26 protein-coding genes are annotated in these 24,998 nt (G+C 63.9%); 6 read left to right on the top strand and 20 right to left on the bottom strand.

What is annotated here, in order from left to right; genetic code table 11:
• Positions 1-15: 15 nt before the first annotated feature.
• Both EPJ54_RS00405 and EPJ54_RS00400 read left to right on the top strand, forming a co-directional pair.
• Positions 16-1,602 carry an ABC transporter permease gene (locus EPJ54_RS00405; RefSeq protein WP_135209704.1) on the top strand — a complete coding sequence of 529 codons (1,587 nt, stop codon included), beginning with the start codon at positions 16-18 and terminating at the stop codon, positions 1,600-1,602.
• Positions 1,595-2,608: an ABC transporter ATP-binding protein gene (locus tag EPJ54_RS00400; RefSeq protein ID WP_135209703.1), complete on the top strand. Its 1,014-nt coding sequence runs from the start codon at positions 1,595-1,597 to the stop codon at positions 2,606-2,608. The genes EPJ54_RS00405 and EPJ54_RS00400 overlap by 8 nt, the downstream gene beginning before the upstream one ends.
• Here the strand turns inward: EPJ54_RS00400 and EPJ54_RS00395 are convergent.
• The 8 genes from EPJ54_RS00395 to EPJ54_RS00360 form a co-directional block, all read right to left on the bottom strand.
• The gene (locus EPJ54_RS00395; RefSeq protein WP_135209702.1) at positions 2,605-3,696 is read right to left on the bottom strand and encodes a hypothetical protein; all 1,092 of its coding nucleotides are present in this window, start codon (positions 3,694-3,696) and stop codon (positions 2,605-2,607) included. The genes EPJ54_RS00400 and EPJ54_RS00395 overlap by 4 nt on opposite strands.
• A 26-nt stretch (positions 3,697-3,722) precedes the next feature.
• Entirely contained in the window at positions 3,723-4,688 is a 966-nt protein-coding gene (locus EPJ54_RS00390; RefSeq protein WP_167755500.1) for an alpha/beta fold hydrolase, read from the bottom strand.
• Positions 4,688-5,242: a uracil-DNA glycosylase family protein gene (locus EPJ54_RS00385; RefSeq protein WP_239590684.1), complete on the bottom strand. Its 555-nt coding sequence runs from the start codon at positions 5,240-5,242 to the stop codon at positions 4,688-4,690. Before EPJ54_RS00385 ends, EPJ54_RS00390 begins: the two co-directional genes overlap by 1 nt.
• A gap of 62 nt (positions 5,243-5,304) precedes the next feature.
• Positions 5,305-7,320 (bottom strand): sensor histidine kinase, encoded by a 2,016-nt coding sequence (locus tag EPJ54_RS00380; RefSeq protein WP_135209699.1) that lies wholly within the window; start codon positions 7,318-7,320, stop codon positions 5,305-5,307.
• 175 nt (positions 7,321-7,495) lie between these two features.
• Positions 7,496-7,939, bottom strand: coding sequence for a hypothetical protein (locus EPJ54_RS00375; protein ID WP_135209698.1), 444 nt, complete (start codon positions 7,937-7,939; stop codon positions 7,496-7,498).
• Between the two features lie 22 nt (positions 7,940-7,961).
• Complete coding sequence (locus tag EPJ54_RS00370; protein WP_135209697.1) at positions 7,962-8,465, bottom strand: CbrC family protein; 504 nt, start codon at positions 8,463-8,465, stop codon at positions 7,962-7,964.
• Between the two features lie 6 nt (positions 8,466-8,471).
• Complete coding sequence (locus EPJ54_RS00365; protein ID WP_135209696.1) at positions 8,472-9,614, bottom strand: acyl-CoA dehydrogenase family protein; 1,143 nt, start codon at positions 9,612-9,614, stop codon at positions 8,472-8,474.
• Between the two features lie 50 nt (positions 9,615-9,664).
• Positions 9,665-10,279 carry a hypothetical protein gene (locus EPJ54_RS00360; protein WP_135209695.1) on the bottom strand — a complete coding sequence of 205 codons (615 nt, stop codon included), beginning with the start codon at positions 10,277-10,279 and terminating at the stop codon, positions 9,665-9,667.
• Between the two features lie 62 nt (positions 10,280-10,341).
• Here EPJ54_RS00360 and EPJ54_RS00355 point away from each other — a divergent pair, with 62 nt between their 5' ends.
• On the top strand, positions 10,342-10,806 hold the full coding sequence (locus tag EPJ54_RS00355) for a PaaI family thioesterase (RefSeq protein WP_135209694.1): 465 nt from the start codon (positions 10,342-10,344) through the stop codon (positions 10,804-10,806).
• A 19-nt stretch (positions 10,807-10,825) separates the two neighbouring features.
• Entirely contained in the window at positions 10,826-11,626 is an 801-nt protein-coding gene (locus tag EPJ54_RS00350; RefSeq protein WP_135209693.1) for a CHAD domain-containing protein, read from the top strand.
• On the opposite strand, the gene EPJ54_RS00345 is transcribed toward EPJ54_RS00350, so the two are convergent.
• Positions 11,623-12,243: a glutathione S-transferase family protein gene (locus EPJ54_RS00345; protein WP_135209692.1), complete on the bottom strand. Its 621-nt coding sequence runs from the start codon at positions 12,241-12,243 to the stop codon at positions 11,623-11,625. The two genes, EPJ54_RS00350 and EPJ54_RS00345, sit on opposite strands and share 4 nt — an antisense overlap.
• Before the next feature lie 2 nt (positions 12,244-12,245).
• A complete protein-coding gene (locus EPJ54_RS00340) occupies positions 12,246-13,532 on the bottom strand; it encodes a NupC/NupG family nucleoside CNT transporter (protein ID WP_135209691.1) in 1,287 nt (428 codons plus the stop codon).
• A gap of 115 nt (positions 13,533-13,647) precedes the next feature.
• On the opposite strand from EPJ54_RS00340, the gene EPJ54_RS00335 reads away from it, so the two are divergent.
• Both EPJ54_RS00335 and EPJ54_RS00330 read left to right on the top strand, forming a co-directional pair.
• Positions 13,648-14,547: an SDR family NAD(P)-dependent oxidoreductase gene (locus EPJ54_RS00335; protein ID WP_135209690.1), complete on the top strand. Its 900-nt coding sequence runs from the start codon at positions 13,648-13,650 to the stop codon at positions 14,545-14,547.
• A gap of 120 nt (positions 14,548-14,667) precedes the next feature.
• A complete protein-coding gene (locus EPJ54_RS00330) occupies positions 14,668-16,641 on the top strand; it encodes a DUF2339 domain-containing protein (protein ID WP_135209689.1) in 1,974 nt (657 codons plus the stop codon).
• Here EPJ54_RS00330 and EPJ54_RS00325 read toward each other — a convergent pair.
• The 10 genes from EPJ54_RS00325 to EPJ54_RS00280 form a co-directional block, all read right to left on the bottom strand.
• Complete coding sequence (locus EPJ54_RS00325; protein WP_135209688.1) at positions 16,638-16,979, bottom strand: putative quinol monooxygenase; 342 nt, start codon at positions 16,977-16,979, stop codon at positions 16,638-16,640. The genes EPJ54_RS00330 and EPJ54_RS00325 overlap by 4 nt on opposite strands.
• Before the next feature lie 99 nt (positions 16,980-17,078).
• Positions 17,079-17,534: a hypothetical protein gene (locus EPJ54_RS00320; protein WP_135209687.1), complete on the bottom strand. Its 456-nt coding sequence runs from the start codon at positions 17,532-17,534 to the stop codon at positions 17,079-17,081.
• Between the two features lie 103 nt (positions 17,535-17,637).
• Complete coding sequence (locus EPJ54_RS00315; RefSeq protein ID WP_135209686.1) at positions 17,638-18,114, bottom strand: methylated-DNA--[protein]-cysteine S-methyltransferase; 477 nt, start codon at positions 18,112-18,114, stop codon at positions 17,638-17,640.
• Positions 18,111-19,538, bottom strand: a complete 1,428-nt coding sequence (locus tag EPJ54_RS00310) for an AlkA N-terminal domain-containing protein (RefSeq protein ID WP_135209685.1) — start codon at positions 19,536-19,538, stop codon at positions 18,111-18,113. Before EPJ54_RS00310 ends, EPJ54_RS00315 begins: the two co-directional genes overlap by 4 nt.
• Before the next feature lie 54 nt (positions 19,539-19,592).
• Positions 19,593-19,958: a DCC1-like thiol-disulfide oxidoreductase family protein gene (locus EPJ54_RS00305; protein WP_167755499.1), complete on the bottom strand. Its 366-nt coding sequence runs from the start codon at positions 19,956-19,958 to the stop codon at positions 19,593-19,595.
• Between the two features lie 98 nt (positions 19,959-20,056).
• Positions 20,057-21,199: an acyl-CoA dehydrogenase family protein gene (locus EPJ54_RS00300; protein WP_135209683.1), complete on the bottom strand. Its 1,143-nt coding sequence runs from the start codon at positions 21,197-21,199 to the stop codon at positions 20,057-20,059.
• A gap of 58 nt (positions 21,200-21,257) precedes the next feature.
• The gene (locus EPJ54_RS00295; RefSeq protein WP_135209682.1) at positions 21,258-22,928 is read right to left on the bottom strand and encodes a TIR domain-containing anti-phage reverse transcriptase; all 1,671 of its coding nucleotides are present in this window, start codon (positions 22,926-22,928) and stop codon (positions 21,258-21,260) included.
• A 185-nt stretch (positions 22,929-23,113) separates the two neighbouring features.
• Entirely contained in the window at positions 23,114-24,301 is a 1,188-nt protein-coding gene (locus EPJ54_RS00290; RefSeq protein WP_135209681.1) for an acyl-CoA dehydrogenase family protein, read from the bottom strand.
• Positions 24,302-24,348: 47 nt separating this feature from the next.
• The gene (locus EPJ54_RS00285; RefSeq protein ID WP_135209680.1) at positions 24,349-24,624 is read right to left on the bottom strand and encodes a hypothetical protein; all 276 of its coding nucleotides are present in this window, start codon (positions 24,622-24,624) and stop codon (positions 24,349-24,351) included.
• A gap of 18 nt (positions 24,625-24,642) precedes the next feature.
• The gene (locus EPJ54_RS00280; protein WP_135209679.1) at positions 24,643-24,978 is read right to left on the bottom strand and encodes a hypothetical protein; all 336 of its coding nucleotides are present in this window, start codon (positions 24,976-24,978) and stop codon (positions 24,643-24,645) included.
• Between the last annotated feature and the right edge of the window lie 20 nt (positions 24,979-24,998).

The raw sequence follows: 24,998 nt of genomic DNA, 5'->3' as shown, positions 1-24,998 counted from the left end.
AGAAGCGGCGAGCGCATGAGCACGTCGGACACACTTCCCGTATCGAACACGCGAGCGCTACGCCTAGATGGTGTGGCGCTCGCAGCCGCTTTGGCGACTTTGGTGTGTGCGGCGCCTGTTGTTGTCGTTTTGCTGCTGGCGGCGTTCGGCTCTGGCCAAGGCGTCACCTTTGGCGCGAACCTCACGCGCGACGGCGCCATCGGGACGTTCACGCTGATGCTCGCGGGCGGCGGCGGCGCGATCGTGTTCGGCGCGGGCGCCGCTTGGCTGGTGAGCTTGTGCAAGTTTCCCGGGCGCGGCGTGTTCGAGTGGCTGCTCGTGATCCCGCTTGCGGCGCCGTCCTATGTGCTCGCTTATTCCTATACGAGCCTTACCTGGGCCGGTGGGCTCATCCCCTATCGCATCGAAGGCTTCTGGGGCGCGGCGTTCATCTACGCTGTTGGTCTCTACCCCTATGTATATCTCGCCGCGCGCGCGGCGTTCGTCAGCCAATCATCGTGCGCGATCGAAGCGGCGCGCATGCTGGGCGCGAAACCGCTCTCTGTGTTCTGGCGTGTCGCGCTGCCGTTGGCGCGCCCGGGCATCGCGGCGGGCGGCGCGTTGGCGTGCATGGAAATCGCCGCCGATTATGGCGCGGCGCAGCACTTTGGCTTGACGACGCTATCAACGGCGATCTTCCGCGCCTGGTACGCGCACGGCAGCTCGCAAGCGGCATTGCAGATCGCGGCGGTGTTGCTTGTGGCGGCGGTGGCGTTTCTCATCATTGAGCGCTACGCGCGCGGCCGCGCGGCATTCGGCGGCGGCTCGAGCCGGTGGCGGCCTTTGCCTCGTTATGAACTCGGCCCGATTGCCGGGGGCGCGGCGGCCGTCTTCTGTATCGCGCTGATCATTCTGGGCGCGGTTGCACCTTTGGCCTGGCTTGCACGTTTGGCGCTGCTGCACGCGAACGTCGAGGACGTGATCGGGCCGTTTGTGAATTCAGTGCTGCTGTCGGCGGGCGGCGCGTTGCTGACGCTTGTGCTTGCCGCCGCGATCGCAGTTGCGGCGCGACGCATGGGCGCAATGGGCAAGACGTCCATGGTGGCCGCAAGCATTGGCTATGCAGCGCCCGGCGCGGTGATCGCCATGGGCATGCTGGCGCTGTTTGCCATGGCGCGCGAAGCGGGATGGGTCGGCGGCTTCGGCACGGGCGTTGCGCTGATCGCATTGTTCTGGACCTACGCGGCGCGCTTCGCTTCCGCTGGCGTGCAACCGATCGATGCGGGGCTCGCGCGGCTCTCAAGAGGCCTCGACGCATCTGCGCGCACGCTTGGCGCGGGCCCGTGGCGGCGCTTCCTGCGCGTGGATTTACCAATCGCCGCCCCGAGCTTGGCCGCGGCGGCGCTGATCCTGTTCGTGGAAATCCTCAAGGAATTGCCCGCGACCCTAATCTTGCGTCCGTTCGACTTCGACACGCTCGCAGTCAAGGCCAGCACGTACGCCAGCGACGAGCGTTTGCTCGAAGCGGCGACACCGGCGCTGTTGATTTTCGTCGCCGGGCTTTTGCCAATATTGTTGCTGACGCGCGGCATCGCGAAAACAAGGGCGGGCGCGCATGAGTAGCGTTTCACTTATGAGCGTACGCCGCACCTATGCGGGCGTCGTAGCATTGGATTCCGTTTCGCTGACGGCGCCCGAAGCGAAGGTGCTCGCCCTGCTCGGCCCATCAGGCTCGGGCAAATCCACGATCATGCGTTTGATCGCGGGCCTGGAAGCCGTGGACGCTGGCGAAGTGCGCATCGGCGACGAGATTGTCTCAACGCCGGGGCGCACGCTGCCTGCCGAAGCGCGCCGCATCGGCATGGTGTTTCAGGATTACGCGCTCTTCCCGCACCTCAATGCGGGCGCGAACGTGGCCTTTGGCTTGGACAAGTTGCCCCGCGCCGAGCGTGATGAGAAAGCGTTGCGTTGGCTTGACCGCGTTGGCCTGAAGCATCGCGCACATGCTTTTCCGCATGAACTCTCCGGCGGCGAACAACAGCGCGTGGCCCTCGCACGCGCGCTGGCGCCCGCGCCGCGCGCGGTGTTGCTGGACGAGCCCTTCTCCGGGCTCGATCCGGTTCTACGCGCTGAATTGCGTGACGCCACATTGGCGACTCTCGCTGAGACGAAGACCACCACACTCTTTGTCACGCACGACGCTGAAGACGCGTTGCAAGTCGCCGATCGTCTCGTGATCTTAAAGTCCGGGCGCGTGCTGCAAGAAGCGCCGCCGCGTGAGGCCTATGACAAACCTGCCTCGTTGCACGTGGCTGCAGCACTTGGGTCGATCAACACGTACCGTGGCCGCGTTCAGAACGGTGCGATCCAGACGCCGTTCGGCGCCGTAGCCGCAGCGCATATCGCGGAAGGCGCCGAAGCAGATGTCGCCGTACGCGCGGAAGCGATCGCGTTGCGGCCAGGCGCCAGCGTGCGCGTGCGCGATGTGCGTCCGCATGGCGCGCACGATCTTGTGCGCTTGGAAGCGAACGGCGTCATTTGGCGCGCGCTGGCGCCGGCGCGGATTAGTTTGGGCGAAACGGTCGATGTGGAGCTTGCGTCAACCGGCGCATTCGCTTTCGCGATTTAGCGCTTGTTCTTCTCGGACTCGGCCAAGACTTTTTGCATAATCTCGAGGTGCTTGGTCGTGTCGGGCTCGGGCTCTTTCGGGGTCGGAGCAACGGGCGGCGGCGCCTCCGCCACACCCTCTTCAACCACAGGCTCGGGCGGCGCTTCCTCCGCGGGCTTGCGCACGACGATCCGGCGGCGCTGCAAACGCAGCTGCGCCAGCAGCCGCAAACGCGTCTTCCACGCTTCGGCTTCCCAAGCGAGTTCGCGCGCGGCGGCAACGCTGAGCTTGGTGGCGTCGGCCAGTTTCTGGCCGAGCCCCAAGAAACTCGTACGCGCGAGCGCCAAGAATTCGTCGGTGATGTCTTCGTCGCCTTCGACGATCAGCCCCGTATCCGTCAACACCTTGAGCAGATCACCGTGCGGACGGATTTGCGGCTCGGCGAAGCATGACGCAAACGCCGTCGCGAACTCTGCTGCTTTGAAGCCGACATAGGCCTCGATCACCGCGCAGGCGCCCGGCTTCAAGCCCTTCATCACTTGTTGCGCGAGGTGCGGCTGGTAACTGGCGTAGGCGAAATCATCGGTGCTGAAGAGGCCGTCGAATGCGCCCACGGGCAAGCTGTGCGATTCCAGATCGATCAGCGTGACGTTCACGCGGGCGGCGAGCTTTGCCTCTTTGACCTGATGGCGCAGCGCCGCGATCGTCTCTTCGCGCCACTCATAAATCTCGATGCGACCAGGGTGCTTCGCGGCAAGAGCGGAGAGCGGTGCGACTAGACCTGGCCCCAACAGCGCCAATACGCCGTCGGGCGGCAAGCCCAAGCGCGCGATCTGCAAGCCGTCGGCGCTCTCCTCGCCCGGACGAATACGCCCCTCACCCCACAGCACCTGAAGTGCGGCTAGGCGCGGCGGCATGTCGAATTCAAAGAGTTCGTCTTCGAGTGCGCCCTGGTCGACGTTCTCGTTAGCGGCTTCATGGGCGGCTTCGATAGCGGCCAGGGCCGCATCCTCATCGAATTGCTCGCCTTCCCACCAGGCGCGGAAACGCGCCTTGGCCAGCGCCATCTTGCGCTTGTCGAACAGGGATTTTGCAGCCGCCGCAGCCATAGCGCGGCGAGCCTAGGGCAATCCCGTTAACGATTTGCTTGAACGACCGGCAACAGGGGCGGCGCGCCGGACGGTAAGGGCGCGGCGGGATCGCGCAGGAAGGTCAGGATGTCCTCGTAAACGACCTCACGCTGCTGGTCGCGCAGCAGCCAATGCCAGCCATCTTCGTAGTAAGCGGTGCGCACGGTACGGGGCAGCCGACGCGCGGCGGCGAGCGCCGAATTGCGCGGGATGATCTGATCGTTGGCGCCATACAGGAAGAGCACGTCGCCATCGAGATTGGCCGCCCGCTCGGACGCCGTCTCCATCAGGCCAACGAGGCCATAGACGGCGTCGATGCGCGTGCGCCAGATCATATGCGGCGCGCGCCCGGCTTGCAGCAACGCTTCGCGATTGTCCGACGCGGTGCGCGTGCGCACGACGCCGCGCGGCGGCGTCACGGCGCGCCACGGGAAGGTGTGCGCGCCGACCCAGAGTGTCATGGCGTACGCGTCCGGCAAAGTTGACCAGCCCCACACGGCGGGCGCCACGAGCACAACACGATCAACTTCCGGCGCGTTGGGATCGCCGAATGTCGCGATCGTGGTGGCGGCGCCCATGCTGTCGCCGATGACGCCAATAATGGCGTTCGGATGCGAGCGCCGCGCGACCGCGACGGCCGTGCGCAGATCCTCCGTCATCAAGCGTTCACCCGCCCATACACCGCGACGCGGCGACCGGCCGAAGCCGCGCGCATCATAAGCATAAAGCGCGACACCACGCTCCGCGAACCAGGGCCCGGCGAGGTAATAGGTGTTGGCGTAATCGTTCATGCCGTGCAGCGCGATCAGCACGGCTGTGGGCTCACCTTCCGGCACCCATGCGGTCAGCCCCAGCGGCGCGCCGTCGAATGAATAGAAGCGCTCATTGGCGACATCGAAGCCGGGGCCATGAAATTCCGCGAGCGGCGATTGCGCCTGCTGCACTGTCGGCACGCAGGCTGCGATCAGCATCAGCGCAAAGCCGATGAGACCCTGCGCCCCAATTCGGGCAACACTTCCCGCTCGAACCAGGGATTGCGTTTCAGCCATGCGCTATTCCGCCAGGATGGATGCGGCAAAGGCATGACATTGGCCGGATAGTCGCGCCAAGAAGCGACCGTTTCGCCCAAAGTCGATTTCACCGCAGCACCCAAATGATAGCGCTGCGCGTACGTTCCGACCAGCAGGGTCAGGCGCACGTTCTTGAGCAGCGGCAAGAGCCGCGGCCGCCATAGCGGCGCGCATTCGCGGCGCGGCGGCAGATCGGCTCCTTTGACGGTCCCCGGAAAGCAGAACCCCATCGCCGCCACCGCGATCTTGGTTTTGTCGTAGAAGGCATCGCGGTCCATCTGCAGCCAATCACGCAGCCGATCGCCGGATGCATCGTTCCACGGGATGCCCGTCTCATGCACACGCCTGCCCGGCGCCTGGCCGGCGATGAGAATGCGCGCATCCGGATGCACCCAGACAACGGGGCGCGGTTCATGCGGTAGTTCGCATGCGCGACATGCGCGGATCTCCGCCACCAATGTATCAAGCGCTCGCGCCACGGCGCTTATGTGCGCACGCCACCGCGAATTCCCTAGACCTAGGCCGCTTCGATTTCAGCTTTTCCGTCTTCCAGCGACACCGCTACGGTCAGGGTGAAAACGGAGCCTTGTCCGGAAACGCTTTCGACCGTCACATCGCCGCCCATCAATTGCGCCATACGGCGGGTGATGGCGAGCCCGAGCCCTGTTCCGCCGAACGTGCGCGTGGTCGATGAATCCGCCTGCACAAAAGGCTGGAACAGATTGCCGATCTTGTCCGCTGGAATGCCGACGCCCGTGTCGGATACTTCGAACACGAACAGGCCGTGCTCATGGCGCACGCGCACGCGAATTTCGCCGTTGCGCGTAAACTTGCAGGCGTTCGAGAGAAGATTGAGCAAACACTGGCCGAGCTTGAAATTATCGGTATGGCCTAGCGGCAAATTCGCCGGCGCTTCGAGAACCAATTCGTTGCCGTTGGCTTCCGCCTGCGGGCGAATAGCGTCGAGCGCATCGTTGGCGAGTTCAACAACATTGGCCGGTTCGATTTCGAGCTGAATCCGACCGGATTCGACCTTGGAAAGGTCAAGCACCTCGTTGATCAGATGCAGCAAGCGGCGTGCAGCGGCGAGGACGCGATTGTGATCGGCCACATCAGTGGCGCGTTTGGCCTCCACCGCATCCTCACGCATAATTTCGGTATAGCCGATAACCGCATTGAGCGGCGTGCGTAATTCGTGGCTCATGGCCGAGAGGAATTGTGATTTGGCTTGGCTCGCCGCCTGCGCGTCAGCGCTGGCTTCGGCCAACGCATTGAGGCGTTCCGCATCGCGTTGATCGCGCGCCGTGAGCGCGCGCGCGAGTTCACCTAGCTCATCCTGGCGCCCTGCGATATCGTCGAGGCAGAGGCTGGCGTTCGCGCTCGCCGCTTCCGTCAACCGCATTGTCGGTCGCACCACCCAGCGATACATGAGGAACGCCAGGAGGAGCACCTGCGCCAGCACCGCCAGCGCGCCAATAATGAAGAACATGCCGGCGCTGTGGCTTGCATGCCGCGCAACGATCTCTTGGGGCACGAGCGACAGGAATATCCAGTCGGGACCATCGATTCGTGCGAAGACAACATAGTTGCCGTTAATCACATGCGGAACGACGCCGCTGTCGGCCTCCGATGCGCGGATAAAGTCCATGACTTGCGCGATGCCGAGCCTCTCCGAGACGGCGGCGACATTGTGCGATGCATTGGCGCCGATCAGATCGCCGTGCGCAATCAGACCACCTTGGCGATCCAAAATTGCGTTACTGGTGCCAGGCAGCGCGCTCTCGACCGACGCACGCAAACCGTCGGCCATCGTGATGCTCGCGCCCCAGGCGCCGACGCGTCGTCCATCGAGATCCTGCGGCGTCATGCAGGCGGATGACAGGCGTCGACCTGTGGGGTCGGTGATGAAGCGCCGCAAACCGGTGCACCGGGTCAGCGCCGCGGGATTGGCGCTTGTCGTGGAAATGACGGCGAATTCTTCGTGCTGAAACGCGAAAGTCGCCGGCGCGTCGTGGCGATAGAAGCTCAGCCGATCCTCGCGGTTGGGTGCGAACATCACCATGCGATTTTGCTGCGTAAAGAAATATAGATTGTCGAGCCGCGGCAGGATGATCGGCCCCATGTCACGCAGCACGAGATAGGCCGCGTAAATCTCCAGCTTCTCCTCCGGCGTCATCCGCGCGCCGTTGGCCATAAAGGAGCCCACGCCAAAAACGTTGACGCCGTCCGCCGCGCGCCCGCCGTCGAACACCATATCGACGCTGCGGCGTGAGCCATCCGCCTGGAGCGGGAAGAGAGCCTCGAAGGCGCGCAGAGCCGCGCGTTGATCGATCGTCTTGAGACGTTGTTCATAAAGGCGCTGTGCGGAAGATTGCACATCGCGGATGTCCTCAAACACCCGCTCCTCAGTCTTCTGGCGCTCTTCGAGATAGGCCAAGGTGACGTTCAACGCGCCGCGCAGCGCGTTCTGGCGGTAGACCAGAAACGCCGCCGTCGACCCGGCCGCCGTGACCAGGATCGTCGAGATGAGCACGGCCGCCGCGATTTTACCCGCGATGGAGCTCTTGAATGCGCGCCTCAGCCACAAAACCCTTCACCCCGTTAAGGGATGGGCAATATGCGTACGGGCGCTTGAGATTTGGCAAACGCAACTGCCAAAACTCGTGCGTCAAGCTTATGTTCACACTCTGAGCGCGCGCGTTGACGCGTTAGGGCGCGTCGGCGGACCGATAGCGAAGCCGAACCGCTGGAATGACGCCGACGTCAATTTCCATATGCGCGCACTCAAAACCAGGCACCTTGACCTGGCGATGCACGTCACCTGCCCGGCGCAGCACGCTCAGCATGGACGCGCCGATTTTGTTGCTCTTGAGCGCTTCGCGTGCGGCGGCGATGTCATCGTCGCTCGCGGCAACCGGCATAAAATGCGCGATGATCTTGGGCGTGAGTCCAAGCTCGATCTCGAACTCGCGCAATGCGTAGCCCGCTTGACGCAGCGCGGGTAGCGCGTTGAGAAAGGCAGCCATCGTTTGATCGAGCTTCTCGGCGCCAAACGCTTTCAGCTCATCGAGTTTCTCACCCGGCAGCGCGGCAATGCTCCTTGCGTGCTCGACCAAACTCTTTTGCGGCTTGGACTCATCCTTCGGCGGCATGACTCAGCTCGAATGTGCGATCTCAATCGAGATCGAGTGTGGCGACATATTCATCGCCCTCGAGTGTCCTGAAAATCATGGCGTAATTCGGCGCCACCCCGCCGCCCATCTCCTCGGCAAGCACGGCGATCGCCGCTTGCACTTGTGGCAGGCGCAAAAGATTGTCGTCCTCGCCGAAACCGAGAAAGGCTAACGGCGCGCCATCGCGTACGGGCCAGACGAAGGGATTGTAGGTCGAAAAGCCAGGCGTGCGCTGCTCCACCTCAGCCGCCAATGCGTCGGACGGTTCTTCGTCAAAGCTACAATCGTGCAGGCTGTAATCGCCCTCAGGAACGGTTTTCGCCACGGAGCCGTCCGCGATGCAGCGCGCGCAGATCGCCGTGGGCTCAGGCGGCAGCGCGTAAATGTGGTTTGTGTATTTCCACACACACGGCCGCCCGCATGCGGCGCACGGCTCGTCCGATTCTTCGAAGCATTGATGCTCGTAAGCGTCTGGATGAAACCGAAAGTGCGGCTTGTCGTTCATTGCCGCCTACTTGCCCTGCTTCATCATTTCGCGCGCGATGATGACGCGCTGGATCTCACTGGTGCCCTCGTAGAGCCGGAAGATGCGCACGTCGCGATAGAAGCGCTCGACGCCATAATCGGCAACATAGCCGGAACCGCCGAAAATCTGCACGGCACGATCGGCCACGCGGCCCACCATCTCCGAACAGAAGAGCTTTGCGGCGGCCGCATCCATGACGACATCTTCGCCACGATCGCGCTTGCGCGCCGCTTCCAGCACCATGGCGCGACCTGCGTTCGCTTCGGCGCGGCAATCGGCAAGCATCGCCTGGATCATCTGGAAGCTTGCGATCGCTTGGCCGAATTGTTTGCGCTCCGCCGCGTAACGCACGCTTTCCTCGATAAGGCGCTCGGCCACGCCGACGCACACCGACGAAATGTGCAAGCGCCCGCGATCCAGCACTTGCATGGCGATGCGGAAGCCTTGGCCCTCCTCGCCCAAACGGTTTTCGACCGGCACTTTCACATTGTCGAAATTTACGTCGTGAATATGCGCGCCCTGCTGGCCCATTTTCTTTTCGGGTTTGCTGACAGAAAGCCCTGGCAGGTCACGCGGCACAAGGAAGGCGCTGACACCGCCGCCGCCTTTTACGTCCTGGTTGGTGCGCGCCATCACTGTGAAGAGCGAGGCCCGCGCCGCATTGGTGATGTAGCGCTTGGAGCCGTTCAGCAGGTAGTGATCGCCGCGAAACTCTGCCTTCGTCCGCACCGAACCGGAATCCGAACCGGCTTCGGGTTCCGTCAGCGCAAACGAGGTGACGATGTCGCCCGCGGCGATGCCCGGCAGATATTTCGCCTTCTGCTCAGGCGTGCCGAACATGACGAGGCCTTGGCTGCCGATGCCGACATTGGTGCCGAAGGCCGAGCGAAACGCCGGCGAGCAGCGGCAGAATTCGAACATCGTGCGGCACTCTTCCTCCATGGAGAGGCCAAGCCCGCCGAACTCTTCCGGGATCGACAGCCCGAACAGGCCGAGCGCGCGCATCTCCGCGAGCGCATCATCGGGGATCGCGTCATCCTCCGAGACTTTGGCTTCAAGCGGGATAAGCCGTTCGTTGACGAAGCGACGCACGGCGTCGAGCAATTCATTGAGTGTGCTGGTGTCCATGGCTCAATCCACTAAAGGGTCATCAGTCGGGCGACTACGGCGCCGCTACGTTAGCACACGCGCCGCTGGCTCATCGTGTTCATGCGCTGCGGATTGCATGGCACGGCGCGTGGCACGGTTTGGCGGATGCGGACTTCACCGCGCAGAGCATCCACCTGCTCCATCGCGGCGCGGAGATCGGCGCCGTCAATGCGCCACGGCCGTGTCACGGCGCGCGTGTCCTCAAGATCAACCTGCCAGATGCCCAAATAGATCGCTTCGCCCGCGCGCACTTCGAAGCTTGGCCGCTCGGGGCCGAGGATCAGCCCATCGGCGTAATAGTCCAAGCGGCCGTCACGGATGATCGCATAGACACCGTCGAGCGCATAAACGCCTGGGCGAATGCGCGCCGTGATGAACTCACCCGGAATGCCGCGGACCCGGATTGAATTGCTGTTCGTCTCGACATTGAGAGCGCGCTCGTCGTCATAATCGGTGAATGCGCCCGTTTCATCGACGAGGCGCCAGAGCATGTCGTAGCGCGGCGTATCGATATTGGGGGCCTTGGCGATACCGATGATGACGTAGGCGTCCTCGGCAGCGCCCACCTGGAAGTCATTGTCCCGCCCCGGCGTGGCGCATTGCGCCAGCAGCAGCGTCGAAAGCAGCGCGAAAATCAACCGCATGTCCCAGCCCTTGCCCATGCCGCTCTAGCATGCCAGCACCCGGAACGCAGCAGGAGCAAATTATGAACGACGTCGCCGAACCTTACGGCAAACCCATTGTTTTGACGGAAGGCCCCTTCGCGGGCTGGACGACATGGGGCGCCGGCGCCGATCCGTTCGAGACCCATATCGGCCCCCTTTGCTTTAAGATTGAAGACGACCGCTCCATCCGCACCGGTTTCGAGCCCAAGCCGCACCATCTGAACGGCGGCGGCGCGCTGCACGGCGGCGCACTGATGGGCTTTGCGGACTTTTCGCTTTTCGCCATTGCACATCACGAATTGCGCGGCGTGCATGCGGTCACCGTGACCTGCAACAGCGAATTCATCAGCGCAGGCGATCTGAACGGGCTTGTCGAGGCGCGCGGTGAAGTGTTGCGCGACACGCGTTCGCTCGTGTTCGTGCGCGGTTTGATTACACAAGCTTCACGCCCGCTGCTTGCTTTTTCCGGAACGCTCAAGAAGATCAGTCCACGCCCACGCGCCTAGTGGGTTGGGGGAATGTGACATGCGCTCGCCTGAACAGGCGTTCGATCTGCGCGCGGCCTTGAGCGAAGAATTGCGCGCAGCGGTCGAAGAATTCGATAACGCGCACGGTGATCCGAAAGGTGTTCACCGCTGCCGTGTACGCGTGAAGCGCGCACGGGCGTTGGCGCGGGTAGGCACGATCTGCGCGCCCGGATTATCGGCTGTTTTCAATGAGTCCGCACGCACCGTCATGCGCCAACTCGCGGCTGCGCGCGATCTGGCGGCCCTGTCAGAAGCAGCGCGTGCGCTCGCCGAGCGACACAACAAAAAGCCCGCACGCGCACTCGCAGCGATCGCCGCGCGCATCGATGAAGAGCGCGAAGCGTTGCCCAGCATGAACGAAGACGCGCTGCGCGCCGGCTTGAAAGACTTGCTCGCGCTGGCGCAAGTTTGGCCGGAAGCTTCGGCGCGGCAAATTCGCCGCGGCGCTAAGCGCGTGATCCGCCGCGCGCGTTTGGCGCGTCGCCATGGCTGCGGTTCCGACGAGCCGGCGAACCGTCACGAATGGCGCAAGCGCGAAAAGGATCGCTTTTACGCGGCAAGCTTGCTCGGCCATGCCTGGCCCACCAAACGCCGCCGAAAGCTTTCCGAGAAACTCGGCGCAATTCTGGGCGACGAGCGTGACGCTCTTCTGTTGCTGGAACGCGTCGCTGCGCAGCCGTCGCTCGCGGGCGATGAGCGTGCTGCGGAACGCGCCGTCAAAGCGCTGATGCGCCGGCGCTCCAAACTCGGCCGACGCGCCGACCGCCTCGGCGCACGGCTGCACGCGGGCGGCGTTTAGGCCGCGACCTTGCCCGCGGCGCGCGCGCCAAACGCTTCGCGCCAGCGTTTCAAGTTCGGCAGATCATCGCCCGGCCGCCAGCGGTTCATCTTGGCGAAATCGACGCCGCAGCACGCGGTGATGTCCGCGATCGTGAATTGATCGCCGGCGATCCAAGGCCGCGTCGCCAATTCGCTGTCGAGCCATTTGGCCATGCGCATGGCTTGGCCCTGATTATAGCTCGCGACCTCGGCGTTCTGATTGCGCTCAACCGCCGCCAACACCGGATTGCCGTGCCGCACCCACATCATCAGCGGCATGGAGAACAACAGCTCCATGCGCCGGTCCCACATCTCCACGAATGCGCGCTCGAACGCATCGTGGCCCATCAGATTGGGCTCAGGGTGCAGCGCTTCGATATACGAACAGATGGCGCGGCTTTCGGTGAGTGTGCGGCCGTCGTCCAGTTCGAACGTCGGTATCTGCGAGAGCGGGCTCTTCTTTTTGAACTCTTCTATGCGGTGCTCGCCCTCTTGCAGGTTGAGCGTGATGACCTCGATATTGCGCACGCCCTTCTCGGCCAGGAACATCATCACCCGGCGGGGATTGGGCGCGTACGGCGCAATATAGAGTTTCATCGCTAGCCTCCGAACAATTGCGCCGGCAGCGCCGCCACGATCGCGGCCGTCATCAAGGTCGCCATAAAGCCCGGAATCAGAGCTTTCCACGCGAGATTCAGGATCTCCGAACGGCGCTCCGGCATCAACACCGTCATGCCGCCCGTCATGATGCCGACGGAGGCGACATTGGCGAAGCCACAGATTGCGTAGGTAAGGATCATGCGCGTGCGCTCGCTCATTGCGTCGGCGGGAATGTTTCCGAGATCGATGTAGGCGATGAATTCGGTCAGGAAGAGTTTGACGCCGAGAATGTTGCCGCCCGCGTGCGCTTCTTCCCATGGAATGCCAATGATGTAGGCCACCGGCGCGAACACATAGCCAAACAAGGATTGAAGCGTGACCGGCTCGCCATTCAGCGGCGGCGCAAGGCCCAGCAGATTGTTCACGATGCCGACGAAGGCCACGAACACGATGATGAACGCGGCGACGTTCACCGCCACCATTACACCATCCTGAACGCCGCGCGTGATCGCGTCCATCGAGTTTTCGTATTTGAGCGTGACTTCGTAATCGAGTTCGGTCGCCTTGCGCTCTTCCGGGATCATGATGCGCGCGAGCAAAATGCCCGCGGGCGCGGAAATGATCGAGGCCACGAGCACATGGCCCGCCGCGTTCGGCAGCACCGGCCCCAAGATCACGGCGTAGGCCACCATCGTCGAGCCAGCGACGGTGGCGAGGCCCACCACCATCATCAGAAAGATTTCCGAGCGTGAGAGTCGATCAAGATAGGCGCGGATCACGATCGGGCTTTCGACCATGCCCATGAAGATGTTGGCGGCCACCGCGAGCGCAGACGCGCCGCCCAAGCCCATCGTCTTCTCAAACAGCAGACCAAACAGCCGCGTGATCCACTTCAAAATATTCCAATGCCACAGCAAGGCCGAAAGGCCGGAGATCACGAGGATCAACGGCAACACCCGGAAGCCGAAGATGAACGGCAATTGCCCGCCCTCGGGGACGGTCGCGAACGGCGATTGGCCGCCGCCCAAATAGCCAAACACGAATTGCGCGCCGCGATCACTGGCGTCCGCCAAACCGTCTACCGCCGCCGTCACGCCGCTCAACACCGCTTGCGAATTCGGGATCGCGAACAGCAGCAGCACGAGGCCCGCCTGCACCGCAATGGCGCCAATGGTCAGAAAAAACGGGAAACGCTTCTTATTCTCGGACAACAGCCACGAGATGAAAATGATTAGCGCAACCGCAATCAGGCTGCGCGCATTGTCCAGCGTATAAGTCAAAGCCATCCCCCCGGCGCCGGCGTGACGCTAATGCGACAAGCAGGCCGCTGCAATCGCGGCCGGCCGCGCTTGACCGCCCCAGCTGCAATCTTCATCACAGGCGCGCATTTCGAGGGGTTTCATGTCCGATATTCGCTTTGACGGCCAAGTTGTTATCGTCACCGGCGCTGGCGGGGGCCTTGGCCGCAGCCATGCGCTCGAATTCGCCCGGCGCGGCGCGAAAGTGGTCGTGAACGACCTCGGCGGCTCGGTCGATGGCTCCGGCGGCTCGTCGGCAGCAGCCGACGCCGTGGTCGCCGAGATCAAAGCGGCCGGCGGCGAAGCCATGGCCGATGGCGCATCCGTCGCCAATGACTCGGGCGTGGCCGCGATGGTCGAGCGCACGATGGCGGCCTGGGGCCGGATCGACGTGCTGATCTGCAATGCCGGCATCCTGCGCGACAAGAGCTTCTCCAAGATGGAGCTGGCTGATTTTACCGCCGTGATGGATGTGCACCTGCTTGGCACGGTGAAGCCGCTGAAGGCCGTCTGGGAAATCATGCGCACGCAGAATTACGGGCGCGTCGTCGTGACCACCTCTTCAAGCGGCCTCTACGGCAATTTCGGCCAAAGCAATTACGGCGCGGCCAAGCTGGCGCTGGTTGGCCTCATGAACACGCTGCGTCTGGAAGGCGCCAAGAACGACATCCGCATCAACGCCATCTCCCCGGTCGCCGCCACACGGATGACCGAGAATCTGATGCCGAAGGAAATGCTGGAAAAGCTCGCGCCCGAATATGTCACGCCAGGCGTGGTCTATCTGGCCTCGAAGGATGGCCCGAACGGCTCGATTTTGACGGCCGGGGCCGGCGTATTCTCGATCTCGAACATCTACGAAACCGAGGGCGTGAACCTGGGAACAAGTGTCTCCGCGGAGACAGTGCGTGATCAATGGCGCCAGATCGCCGATCCGACCGGGGCCGAGGCTTATGTCGGCGGCCACGGCCAAACGCAAAAATTTCTCAGAAAATTAGCGGAGTAGCGGTCGAAGCGCCCCTCGGACAGATAGCGCGACGGTATCATCAGGTGCGGCGCAAGGCTCACCCTCCCTTTTTGGGGTATCCACAGCCGCTCAAAGGGTTAACAACCCGCCCCGATGGGAATGGCGCTTCTCCTCCTGGGGCAGGCCATCGTGATGGCGTGGGGCGCCGCCTTCTTTTGGCGCCGACATAAAGCGCTGCGCGATGAAGTGGCTGCACTGACACGCACTGTGGCTGCGCTGGAAACGCGCGCGGCCGCTGTGACGACGCGCAGGGCACGCCGCGCCGAGTCTGGCGTTGTCACGCCGATGACCGAAATCGCGGCCGCCCCCACCCTCACCGCGCTGGACACGCCGATCGCTCGCGCCGGGCGCGCCTGGTCGCCAGCGAAGCCCGTTGCTGACGACCGTCTGGACGAAGGTGTCCGCAATATTCTGCTGACCGTCGCCAGCATGGCGCCGGCGTTCGCGCTCTTCTTTGGCGTCGATTTCGGCGCGGTGATCGCGTTCGGCGTCTCTATCGCTGCCGGCATGATGCTGATCGCGCTTCGCCCAGATTGGTCGCGCGCCGCTTGGGCTGGCGTCATTGGTGCGGCGGTTTGGGGCGGGCTTGGCGTTCAGCTCGGCGCGGCCGCCGCTTCGCCCATCGCCTTCGCCGCGCCGATCGCAGCCGCGGGCCTGACCGCATTGCTCTACGCCCATCTGCGCCAGCTGCTAGCGGGCGCGCTCGTTGCGCTGATAACGGCCGCCGCCGCACTGGCGCTCGCCAGCCAAACCAGTGTCGTTGGCGCGGGCGGCGCAGCCTACGGCATCATAGTCGCCGCCGCCGCGATTGTTGGCGCCATGAGCTTGCGCCTCGACGCGTTGCACATCGCCGCCTTCGCAGCTGCGTTCGCTGGCCTGCTGGTGCTCAGCGGCCAGGACGCCTCGGCGATCTGGTTTACACCGGTCGCGACCTGGGCAGGTGCGCTATTCCTCGGGATCGCAGTGGTTCGCGTGCCGCAACTCGGTGCGCGCGGCATCGCCATCGCCGCCACAGGCGTGCTTGCCCCGCTGGCGATGGTCGGTGGGCTGCATCTGGCGCAACAAGGCCTGGCTGACGCGCGCATGGCGGCGCTGGCCTTCGCGATCATCGGCGGCATGTTTGGCGCGATCATTTACGCTACGGCCACCCGCCGCGAGCGTGGCTTGGCCGGTATGAACTCAACGCTTTGGGTGCTTGCGCTTGGCGCAGCAGCCGCGTTCGTTGCCGCGATCGGCTTGGCGCTGCCCGCGCCGTTTGCCGGGCCAGCCGCAGCACTTCTCGCGCTCACGGCGATTGGCCTGGATCATCGTTTTCCCGCCGCCGTCTGGCGTGCGTGCGCGTGTCTCGCCATCACGTTCGCCGCATTTCAGGCGCTCGCCAGCGCAGACATGGTTCTGCATGAAATACCCGGCTGGAATCCCTGGCTGCTCGTCGGGCTCGGCGTGGCAGCGCCTGCGCCAATCGCTGCGGCCGCTGCACATTTCGCCGAGCGTGATCGCCGACTCTTCGCCGCCGGCGCCCTTGAGACATTCGCTATCGCCGCCATCGTGATCGCCGGCAGCTTGGCGCTCCGCATTCTCTGCACGCGCGGCACTTTGATGCTGACCCCAATTGGCTTCGTCGAACTGAGCGGCCATATCGCCATCTGGCTCGCGGTCGCGCTTGGGCTTGGCGCCCGTCAACGGCATGGCGCAACACACGTGCGCGCAGCCGCTGCAATCGCACTCGGCATATGGGGCGCCTTCGTCAGCGTACTCGCCGCCGGCATGTGGTTGAGCCCGTATTGGATCGGCCGCGGCGACGGCGCGTACGCCGTGCTCTCGATGCACGCCCTCGGCTTCGCCGCACCCGCCATGCTGCTGCTCGCGCATTGGTATTTCTGGCGCGGGCGCAACGCGCCATTGCGTGCGCGTGGGGCTCTGGCCGTCGGCGCATTGATGCTCGCGGGCTTCATCGCGCTCGGCTTGTCACGCCTTGAAAGCGCGCCGGATTGGGCGGCGGTGCTGGGTGGCGGCGCAGCGTTCGCGGCCGCCATCGGCGTCAATTTCGCGCCGCGCGTCGCACGCGCTTAAACTTCGGAATAGATTTCCATCGCGAACGGCGTCGCCAGATGTGGCGAGAGCCGCGCCATGATCGAATGCATATGGTCGGTCTCGCCATGCGCGCGGAACGCTTCGAAATCGACGAAACGCGCGTGCGCCGCGAAGAAGCTGTCCGAGCCGATCATGCGCGTGACCGTGTAGGAATCGCAGCCGAGCTCTTCGTTGCGCACCTGGTACGCAAACTCGCGCAAAAGCTTTTCGACGCGATCTTCTTGGCCCGCCTTCGCTTCGGCGCGCACGATCAAGCAGACTGAAGCGCTACGCGGCGCCGCCGCCGGTTGCTGTTCTCGAAGAACTTCCCACACCATCGCGCACGCGCACCATCCCCCCGGATGGCGTCCTTCAGCCCATAGACGGTACTATAATGCGCGAATCTAACCTTGCGCAATACTTTGGATCAGCTTTGCTCAGCTGCCCCAGCACGCATACGCCACTTCCTTCATCCGATCGGCGCTGCCAGCGAGATAGGTGTGCGTCTCGTTGTTCACCGTAACCGACACGCGATCCGTCGGTTGCACCGCGGCAAGGATCGGCGGGCGTTGCGGGAGATTGATCGTCACCGCGCGATTGCGACCGCGACCCGAAAGTTCCATCGGTACGTTCACGGTCAGATTGCCGATGCGCACACCGGCCGTCGTGGCGCGACGTGCGGCGCGGGCGAGCGTGTAATCGGTGATGACGATATCGCCCGTCGGCGGGCGGCAGGCCATCGTAGCGGTGACACGACCGCGATCGTCGCGCTGCGTGGCTGTGGCGACACCTTCAGCGTACGCATAGGTCCAGCCTTCTTGTTGCTGCGCCACGCTCGCACTCGGCACGGCCAGCGCCACGGCGCACACACAAGCAGCGAACAATTTGCGCATTTTTGTCTCCGGTCCCGCACGTCCCCGGCGGCTCTCTAGCACAAGCCGCCCGCCTGGGGCGATGCCCTAAGACAATTGAGCATTGGTAACCTTCAGCCGGATTTCACCGGATGAGCCGCTCGCCCTGCTCCAGATCGAGCAGGAATTTCTTCCGATCCATCCCGCCGCCATAGCCGGTGAGGCTGCCGTTGGAGCCGATGACGCGGTGGCACGGCACAATGATGGAGATTGGGTTGCGGCCATTGGCGAGCCCGACGGCGCGCGAGGCGTTGGGCTGACCAATCGCGGCCGCTTGCTGGCCGTAGCTGCGCGTCGCCCCGTACGGAATCGTCAGCAGCGCTTTCCAGACGCGCTTCTGAAACTCCGTGCCTTGCGGCGCGAGCGGCAGATCGAACTCACGCAGCTTGCCCGCGAAATATTTGTCGAGTTGGCGGCGCGCCTCATCGAGGATCTTGTCCTTACCAGCGGGCGCTGGATTGTACGCAAAGCGCGGGTTCTCGAACTCGAGATGCACGAGCGCTTTGCCGTTCGAGATCAAGGTGAGTGGACCGACGACGCTGTCGTAGATAGTCGAGATCATGTGCTGACTCCCTTGCGCGCGGCGCGGCGCCAGAGGCGCACAGCGGCGTAAGCGCGCCACGGTTTGAGCTGTTCGAGCGTCTCGCCCTTGCGGCCGAGCGCATTGATGAGGGCGATGTCCGTCGCCGGATACGCATCTGGATCGCCGAGCGCGCGCATGGCGACATACTCGATCGTCCACGGGCCGATGCCAGGAATTTGCGCGAGCGCGGCGCGGCCTGCCGCGATCGCGCCGCGTGAGAGCGGCAAACGCCCTTCGCTGGACGCTACTGCCAGATGATGCAGCGTCTCCGCGCGTCTGCGTGGCAGGCCGATCTTGGCGATCGCTTCAGCGCCGGCATTTGCCAATTCCGCCGCACTCGGAAACGCGCGCGACAAGCCTTCAGGCCCGCGCTCCAAAGATGCGCCGAATTGCGTGACCAGCCGCTCCGTCAACGTCCGCGCGCCGGCAACTGTGACTTGCTGGCCAAGCACCGCGCGGATCGCGGTTTCAAAGCCATCGAGCGCACCGGGCACGCGCACGCCCGGCTCCCGCTTCACATCGTCCTTCAGCTCCGCATCGCCCCCGAGAAGCGCATCAACGGTGATCATCTCCGCATCGAGATCAAAGGCGCCGCGCACATTGGCCACCAGCGGCCGCAAATGTGGCGCGAGATTTTCCGAGAGCGTCAGCATCAAAGCCTTCGGCCCCATGCCGATCTCAAGCCAGCCCAAAGCATCGCCCCAGCGCAACACGCGCGCATAGGTGCTCTTGGTCGCCAACTCCACGCCGGGCAATGCACGCATGCGCAAGAAATCCAACATCGGCGCGATGTTGTAGTCGCCACGCGGCGAGAGGCTGACCGTGAACGTGTCACCGCGCGTCAGCGCCTTGCGCCCGCGCATTTGCGACGGTGGCGCGCCATAGCGATCTTTCATGGTCGCATTGAAGCGACGCAGCGAACGGAAGCCCGACGCAAACGCGATCTCCGTGATCGACAACGCGGTCTCGTTGAGCAGCCGCCGCGCCGCGAGCAAACGCCCAGTCTGTGCGATCTCGATCGGGCTGGCGCCGAACTGCGCATTCATCACGCGGCGCAAATGGCGCGACGTGATGCCGAGATCATCGGCCAGGGTCTCGAGCCCATGCTCTTCCAACGCGCCGGCTTCGATGCGCACATAAGCTTGCGCCGCCAGCCGCGCTGGCGCGTCGATCGGCGCAAGGCCTGGCGCTCGCTCGGGACGGCACAACAGGCAGGGCCGGAACCCTGCGCCTTCAGCAGCGGCGGCGGACGGCCAGAACGTGCGGTTCTCGCGCTTGGGCGTGCGCGCCGAGCAAATGCAGCGGCAATAAACGCCGGTAGACGTCACGCCCACATAGAAGCGCCCATCGAACCGCCGATCCTTGGCGTCGCATGCAGCGTGGCAGGTCTCGGTGTCGAGCATGGGCGCAATATGGTCCGCGTCGGGCGCTTCGTCTCGCCGGATTCGGACATGAATTCACCAGCGACGGAAGGCGCGGTTCCAGGCCCAGAGGATGTGCGCGGTGAGATGATAGCCGGCCGCACCGAGCCAGCTGAACGGCCACGCCTGGAAGAGCCGCTCAAGCCAGCGATACGGCGGCGTTGCCGCCCAGGCGACGGCGACAGCGGGCATGCCGCGAAGGACTTGGCCATCGGGCAGCAACGCATGCAGTTTCAGGCGCACGCCATCCAAGGTGACGCCCGCACGCGTGAGAGCCTCGGGATGCATCGCAACATCCGTGAACATCACGCCGGCGCGCGCAGCGGCGGCGCGACGTTCGAGATCACACGCGCCCGCGCCGCAAACCGGGCAAACGCCATTGTAGAGCACTTCGATAGGCACGCTCGAAATTGCAAAGAGACGTGCTTCACGCACCAAATACAATGAGGTGCGCCGCCTCCGGGAGACAGCGCGCCTCAAATGTCCCGCTGCGAAAAAGCTTACGCCGCTTCCTTCGCCGTGAGCGCCATGTAACGCTTCAGGTGCGTATCGACATTGCCGAACGTGGCGTCGAGCATGGTGACGCGCTTGAAGTAATGGCCGACGCGCATTTCTTCGGTGACGCCCATGCCGCCGTGGATTTGCACGGCCGCTTGGCCAACAAAGCGTCCGGCCTTGCCGATCGAAACTTTCGCCGCAGAGACGGCCTTCGCGCGTTCTTCGTCGCTTTCACCCAACTTTATCGTGGCGCGCAGCGCCATCGAGTAGGATTCTTCCGAGGCGATGAACATATCGACCATGCGGTGCTGCAGCACTTGGAATTCGGCGATCGCGCGGCCGAATTGCTTGCGCGTCTTGGCGTATTCCTGCGTCAGCGTCGTCATCGTGCGCATGCAGCCCACAGCTTCGGCGCAATAGGCGGCGTTGGCTTCATCGACGATGCGCTCGATCACCGGCAGCGCGGCGTCCGCCGCACCGACCAAAGCTTCGGCGCCGACCGAGACGTTTTCCAGATACACTTCCGAAGCGCGCGTGCCATCCGTCGTCGGGTAGTCGCGGGTGGTCACGCCCTTGGCGCTCTTCGGCACGAGAAAGAGCGAGACGCCCTTCGCATCCCGCTGGCCGCCCGCCGTGCGCGCGCTGACCAGCAGCGTATCGGCTTGCGGCGCGCCGAGCACGACGGCCTTGTGGCCGTTCAGCACATAGCCTGCGCCTTCCTTCTTGGCTGTGACGCTGACATCGTTCAGCGCCCAGCGGCTCTTCGGCTCAGCTTGCGCAAACGCGATGACGCGCTCGCCGCCGGCGATGGCCGTCAGGTGTTCTTCTTTCTGCGCGGCGGAGCCGGCGTACTTGATGGCGCCCGCGCCGATCACGACGGTCGGCACATAGGGCTCGACCACGAGCGCCTTGCCGAATTCTTCCATCACGACGCTGACATCGATGGCGCTGCCGCCTAGGCCGCCGAAATCTTCCGGCAGCGGGGCAGCCAAGAGGCCGAGCTCGGCGAAGGTCGCCCAATTGCTCTTCCAGGCGTCGTCGCTCGCGAGGGCTGCGCGGCGCTTGTCGAAATCGTACTGGCCTGCCGCCCACTTCGCGATCGAGTCGCGCAGCATCGTTTGTTCTTCAGTGTAGTCGAAATTCATCGGGTGCTCCCTGGCGCGCAATGTTCACAGGGCGCGCACGTGGGTCAAGTCGCGCGTTTCACCGCTTCCTGCGGCCAAACAGCAATTCGAAGAAACTGAGCTTACGTTTGCGCGGCGGCGGCGGCGCCCAGGGCCCTGTGCCGACCGGCGCTTGCCGCAGCGGCGCCGTCGCGGAAGCTGGCGCGGCGGAGACGGGCGGCAGCGCCGTGCGCGACGGCGTGATCACGGGCCGGCGCGGCGCATCGCCGGAGACGGCCGCTTTGAGCCGCTTGGCCACAGCGGCGCTGTCGCCGTTCCAGACCATCGCATCCTTGCCGCGAATGAGCGGCAGCTTGGAGAGATCGGGTTTGCCGACAATCAGCGGCACAACCTTCTTCTGCCCCGACACCTCCAGCGCCAGCGCCGTGTTGACCTCCACGATCGGCCATTCCTTCGAGACAGACGTGCTCGACACCACCGCCAACACGGTGCGCGCTGAGCCCAGGGCTGTGTTGATCTTTTGCGTAAAGCTCTGGCCCCAGCCGATATGCGCTTCGTCCAAGAACGCCTTCAGGCCGAGCTTGGCGCAGGCCTCGAAAATGGGCCGCGCGATCTCGTGCTTGTCCTCGCTGGCGTGGCTGATGAAGACGTCATAATCGTCGGCGCCGAACACCATCTGGCGAATGAAGCGCGATGGGTTCGGATCGATCTCCAGCACCTTGGCGCACAGATTGAGGAAAACCGGATCGTCCGCGCCGCGCACCATCTTCACGAAGGCAAGCTGGCCATAGACGACATTGCGGTACGCGCGGTCGAAGTTTTGCGGCAGCTGCAGCATGCCGCGATGGCGCAGATAATGCTCGGCCGCGGCGGCCTCCAGCCCGTGCTTTTGCCACGCGTGCAGCATGGCGCGGATGCGCCGGATGCGTTTGCGCGCGACATTGGCCTTTTCATTGACGTTGAGGCCGGTGACGCTCTGGCGCTGATCGCGCTTCTGCAACCGCACTTTGCGATGATTGATGGCGAAGCCGCTCGCGATCACAGCACGCTCCAGCGCTTCGCCCGTGCGCACGCCCTCGCCGCCATCCTCGCCGCGCGAGGTTACCGCAATCGCCGGGGGAAACGCGCCTTGGTTCGTGGAGAACGTGATGTCGTCGGCATAGCGCGAATAACGGACGCCGTTCTCACGCGCGAGACGCGACAGCGCGCGATCGAGTTGCGCGGAGATGAAGTTGGAAAGCGGCGGCGAAGTCGGCGCGCCTTGCGGCAGGCCGTTTCTATGCGTGCAAAGTTGCGCAAACACGGAGGCCGCGGCCGGCCCGAGCTTGAAGGGTGCGGCCATGAAGAGGCCGCGCACGCGACCGAAATTGATGCTTGGGAAGAAGTCTTCCAGATCGACATTCAGCACGTAGCGCTGGCCGGTATGCAGCTTGGCGTTGCTGAGAATACTGCGCTCTTTGATGAAGCCGTGCGCTGCCGGGTGCGCGGCGTAGAATTCTTGCAGCACTGGTGCGAGCTTCTCCTGGCACTCGCGAATGATGCCATGCGGCGCGTAGATTTGGCGCATGCCGCCGGTGCGCTTCGGGATCTCAAACGCGCGATAGCGCTGCTCATCATCGGCGCGATAGAGCGCGTGCGTGAGCTTGCCGAACGAGACGCCGAAATAGATCGCCGCGTCGCGCGCACTGAGCACCAAGCGTCCATCCGGGAGCCGCAGGCCTTCGGCGTCTTCAATGGAAGTGAGAGGCATCCCGTCCCTCGTACCTTACGATACCCGCCCGCAGGGCTGGGTATAAAGACAGACGTTGTTTGTTCTGCCGCAGGATCAACAGCAGACGTAGAAGGACGAGATGCCTTGCGCGCAAAGAACGCGAGCGCGCATCTTGAGTCAATGCGCGCTCGTCGACCTGTCTAGGCTTTCACAAATCGGGCTGATTAGAACCCCATCACCATCTTAGCGATGATGTTGCGTTGGATCTCGTTCGAGCCGCCGAAGATCGAGACCTTGCGCCAATTGTAGTAGATCGGCGCAACGTGGTTTGCGTAATCGGGGCCAGCGGCGAATTCGTTGTCGCCTTCGCCGCGCGGGAACGGCTGTGCGTAATTGCCCACCGCTTCCATCGTGAGCTCAGTCAGGCGCTGCTGGATTTCGGTGCCCTTGATTTTGAGCAGCGAGCTTTCCACGCCTGGGCCACGGCCGGCTTGTTCGCGCGCGAGAACGCGCAATTCCGTCATCTCAAGTGCGGCGAGATCGATCTCGACTTCGCTCAGCTTGCGGCGGAAATCTTCGTCCTCGATGAGCGGCTTGCCGTCATCGCCGATTTCGCTCTTGGCGATGCTCTTCAAACGCTCGACATTGCGCTTCGAGCGCGCGACGCCGGCAATGCCGGAACGTTCATGCGCGAGCAGGAATTTCGCGCAGGTCCAGCCCTTGTTCTCTTCATAGATGCGCTGATCGACAGGCACCTTCACGTTGTCGAGGAAGACATCGTTCACTTCGACGCCGCCATCGAGCAATTTGATCGGGCGAACGCTGACGCCCGGCGACTTCATGTCGAGCAACAGGAACGAGATGCCTTCTTGCTGCTTCGCATCCGGATCGGTGCGTACGAGGAAGAAGCCCCAATCGGCGTGCTGCGCGAGCGTCGTCCACGTCTTCTGGCCGTTGACGATGTAATAATCGCCTTCGCGCACGGCGCGCGTCTTCAAGCTTGCGAGGTCAGAGCCTGCGCCCGGCTCGGAATACCCTTGGCACCACCACGTCTCACCAGAGACGATGCCCGGCAGGAAGCGCTGCTTCTGCTCGGGCGTGCCGAACGTATAGATGACGGGGCCGACCATCGAGACGCCGAACGGCAGCGGCGGAATAGTTTCCGCGCGCGCATTCTCTTCGCCCCAAATGTAGCGCTGCGTCGCCGTCCAACCGGTGCCGCCGTACTCGACGGGCCACGCCGGAACGGACCAACCTTTTTTGCCGAGGATTTTGTGCCAGACGAGGAAGTCCTCTTTCGTGAGGTCTTCCCGCATCACCTTACCCTTCAGGTGCTTGGGATAATTTGCGTCGATGAACGCGCGCACTTCGTCGCGAAACGCAATTTCTTCTGGCGAGAATTCAAGATCCATTGGTCCGGCCTATCGATGCGCGCGCCTGATCGCGCGCTTAGGCCGAACTATAGAGTGCTGCGCGGGCCTATCAACTCAGCGTCGGGAATTCGCTTGCCCGTGCGGCGACGTGGCTCGGTGCGCGCCGGCGCCTCCGCTACGTCACGCTGCGCGGTTGGGCGTGCGGCTGCCGTTACGCTAGGCGGCATCGCTGGCGGCGCTTCGGCGCGCTCTTGCGTGGCGCGGCGCGCGTCATCGACTTGGCACGCTTCGGTGCTTTCAGCCGCGAAGGCGCTCGGCGCCATCACCACCGTCGCCAGACCGGCCAATATCCAGGCTTTCATGTCCCTCTCCCTCGAACCTTAAGCCGCGCTGTACGCGTTCGCGCCTGCGATCAGAGCCACCCCGGCACAGGGCGCCGATTCATTGGCGGTCATCATAGACCCGTCCTCGGCCCCGGCGCCGTTCACAGCTTGGAGAGCAAGCGCCCGCGCCGCTGCCGCGATCTCCGGCGATTGGCGGCGCGCCTCCGCATTCAGCTGATATTTGGCGTCGCTAAACTCAGCGTTAGGCGCCGCAGCCACGCATTCGACGGCTGCGAGAAATTCGTTGCGGGACATTTGCGGGCCGCTGGCGTGCACCGCGAGCGGGACCGCGACAACCGCGGCGACGCTGGTGGCAAGCAAGGCGAAACGCATTTGACCCTCCTGGACTGACG

The sequence above is a fragment of the Vitreimonas flagellata genome (genome assembly GCF_004634425.1).
Taxonomy (GTDB): Bacteria; Pseudomonadota; Alphaproteobacteria; order Caulobacterales; family Aquidulcibacteraceae; genus Vitreimonas; species Vitreimonas flagellata.
This window is presented reverse-complemented; position numbering and strand designations above follow the sequence as displayed.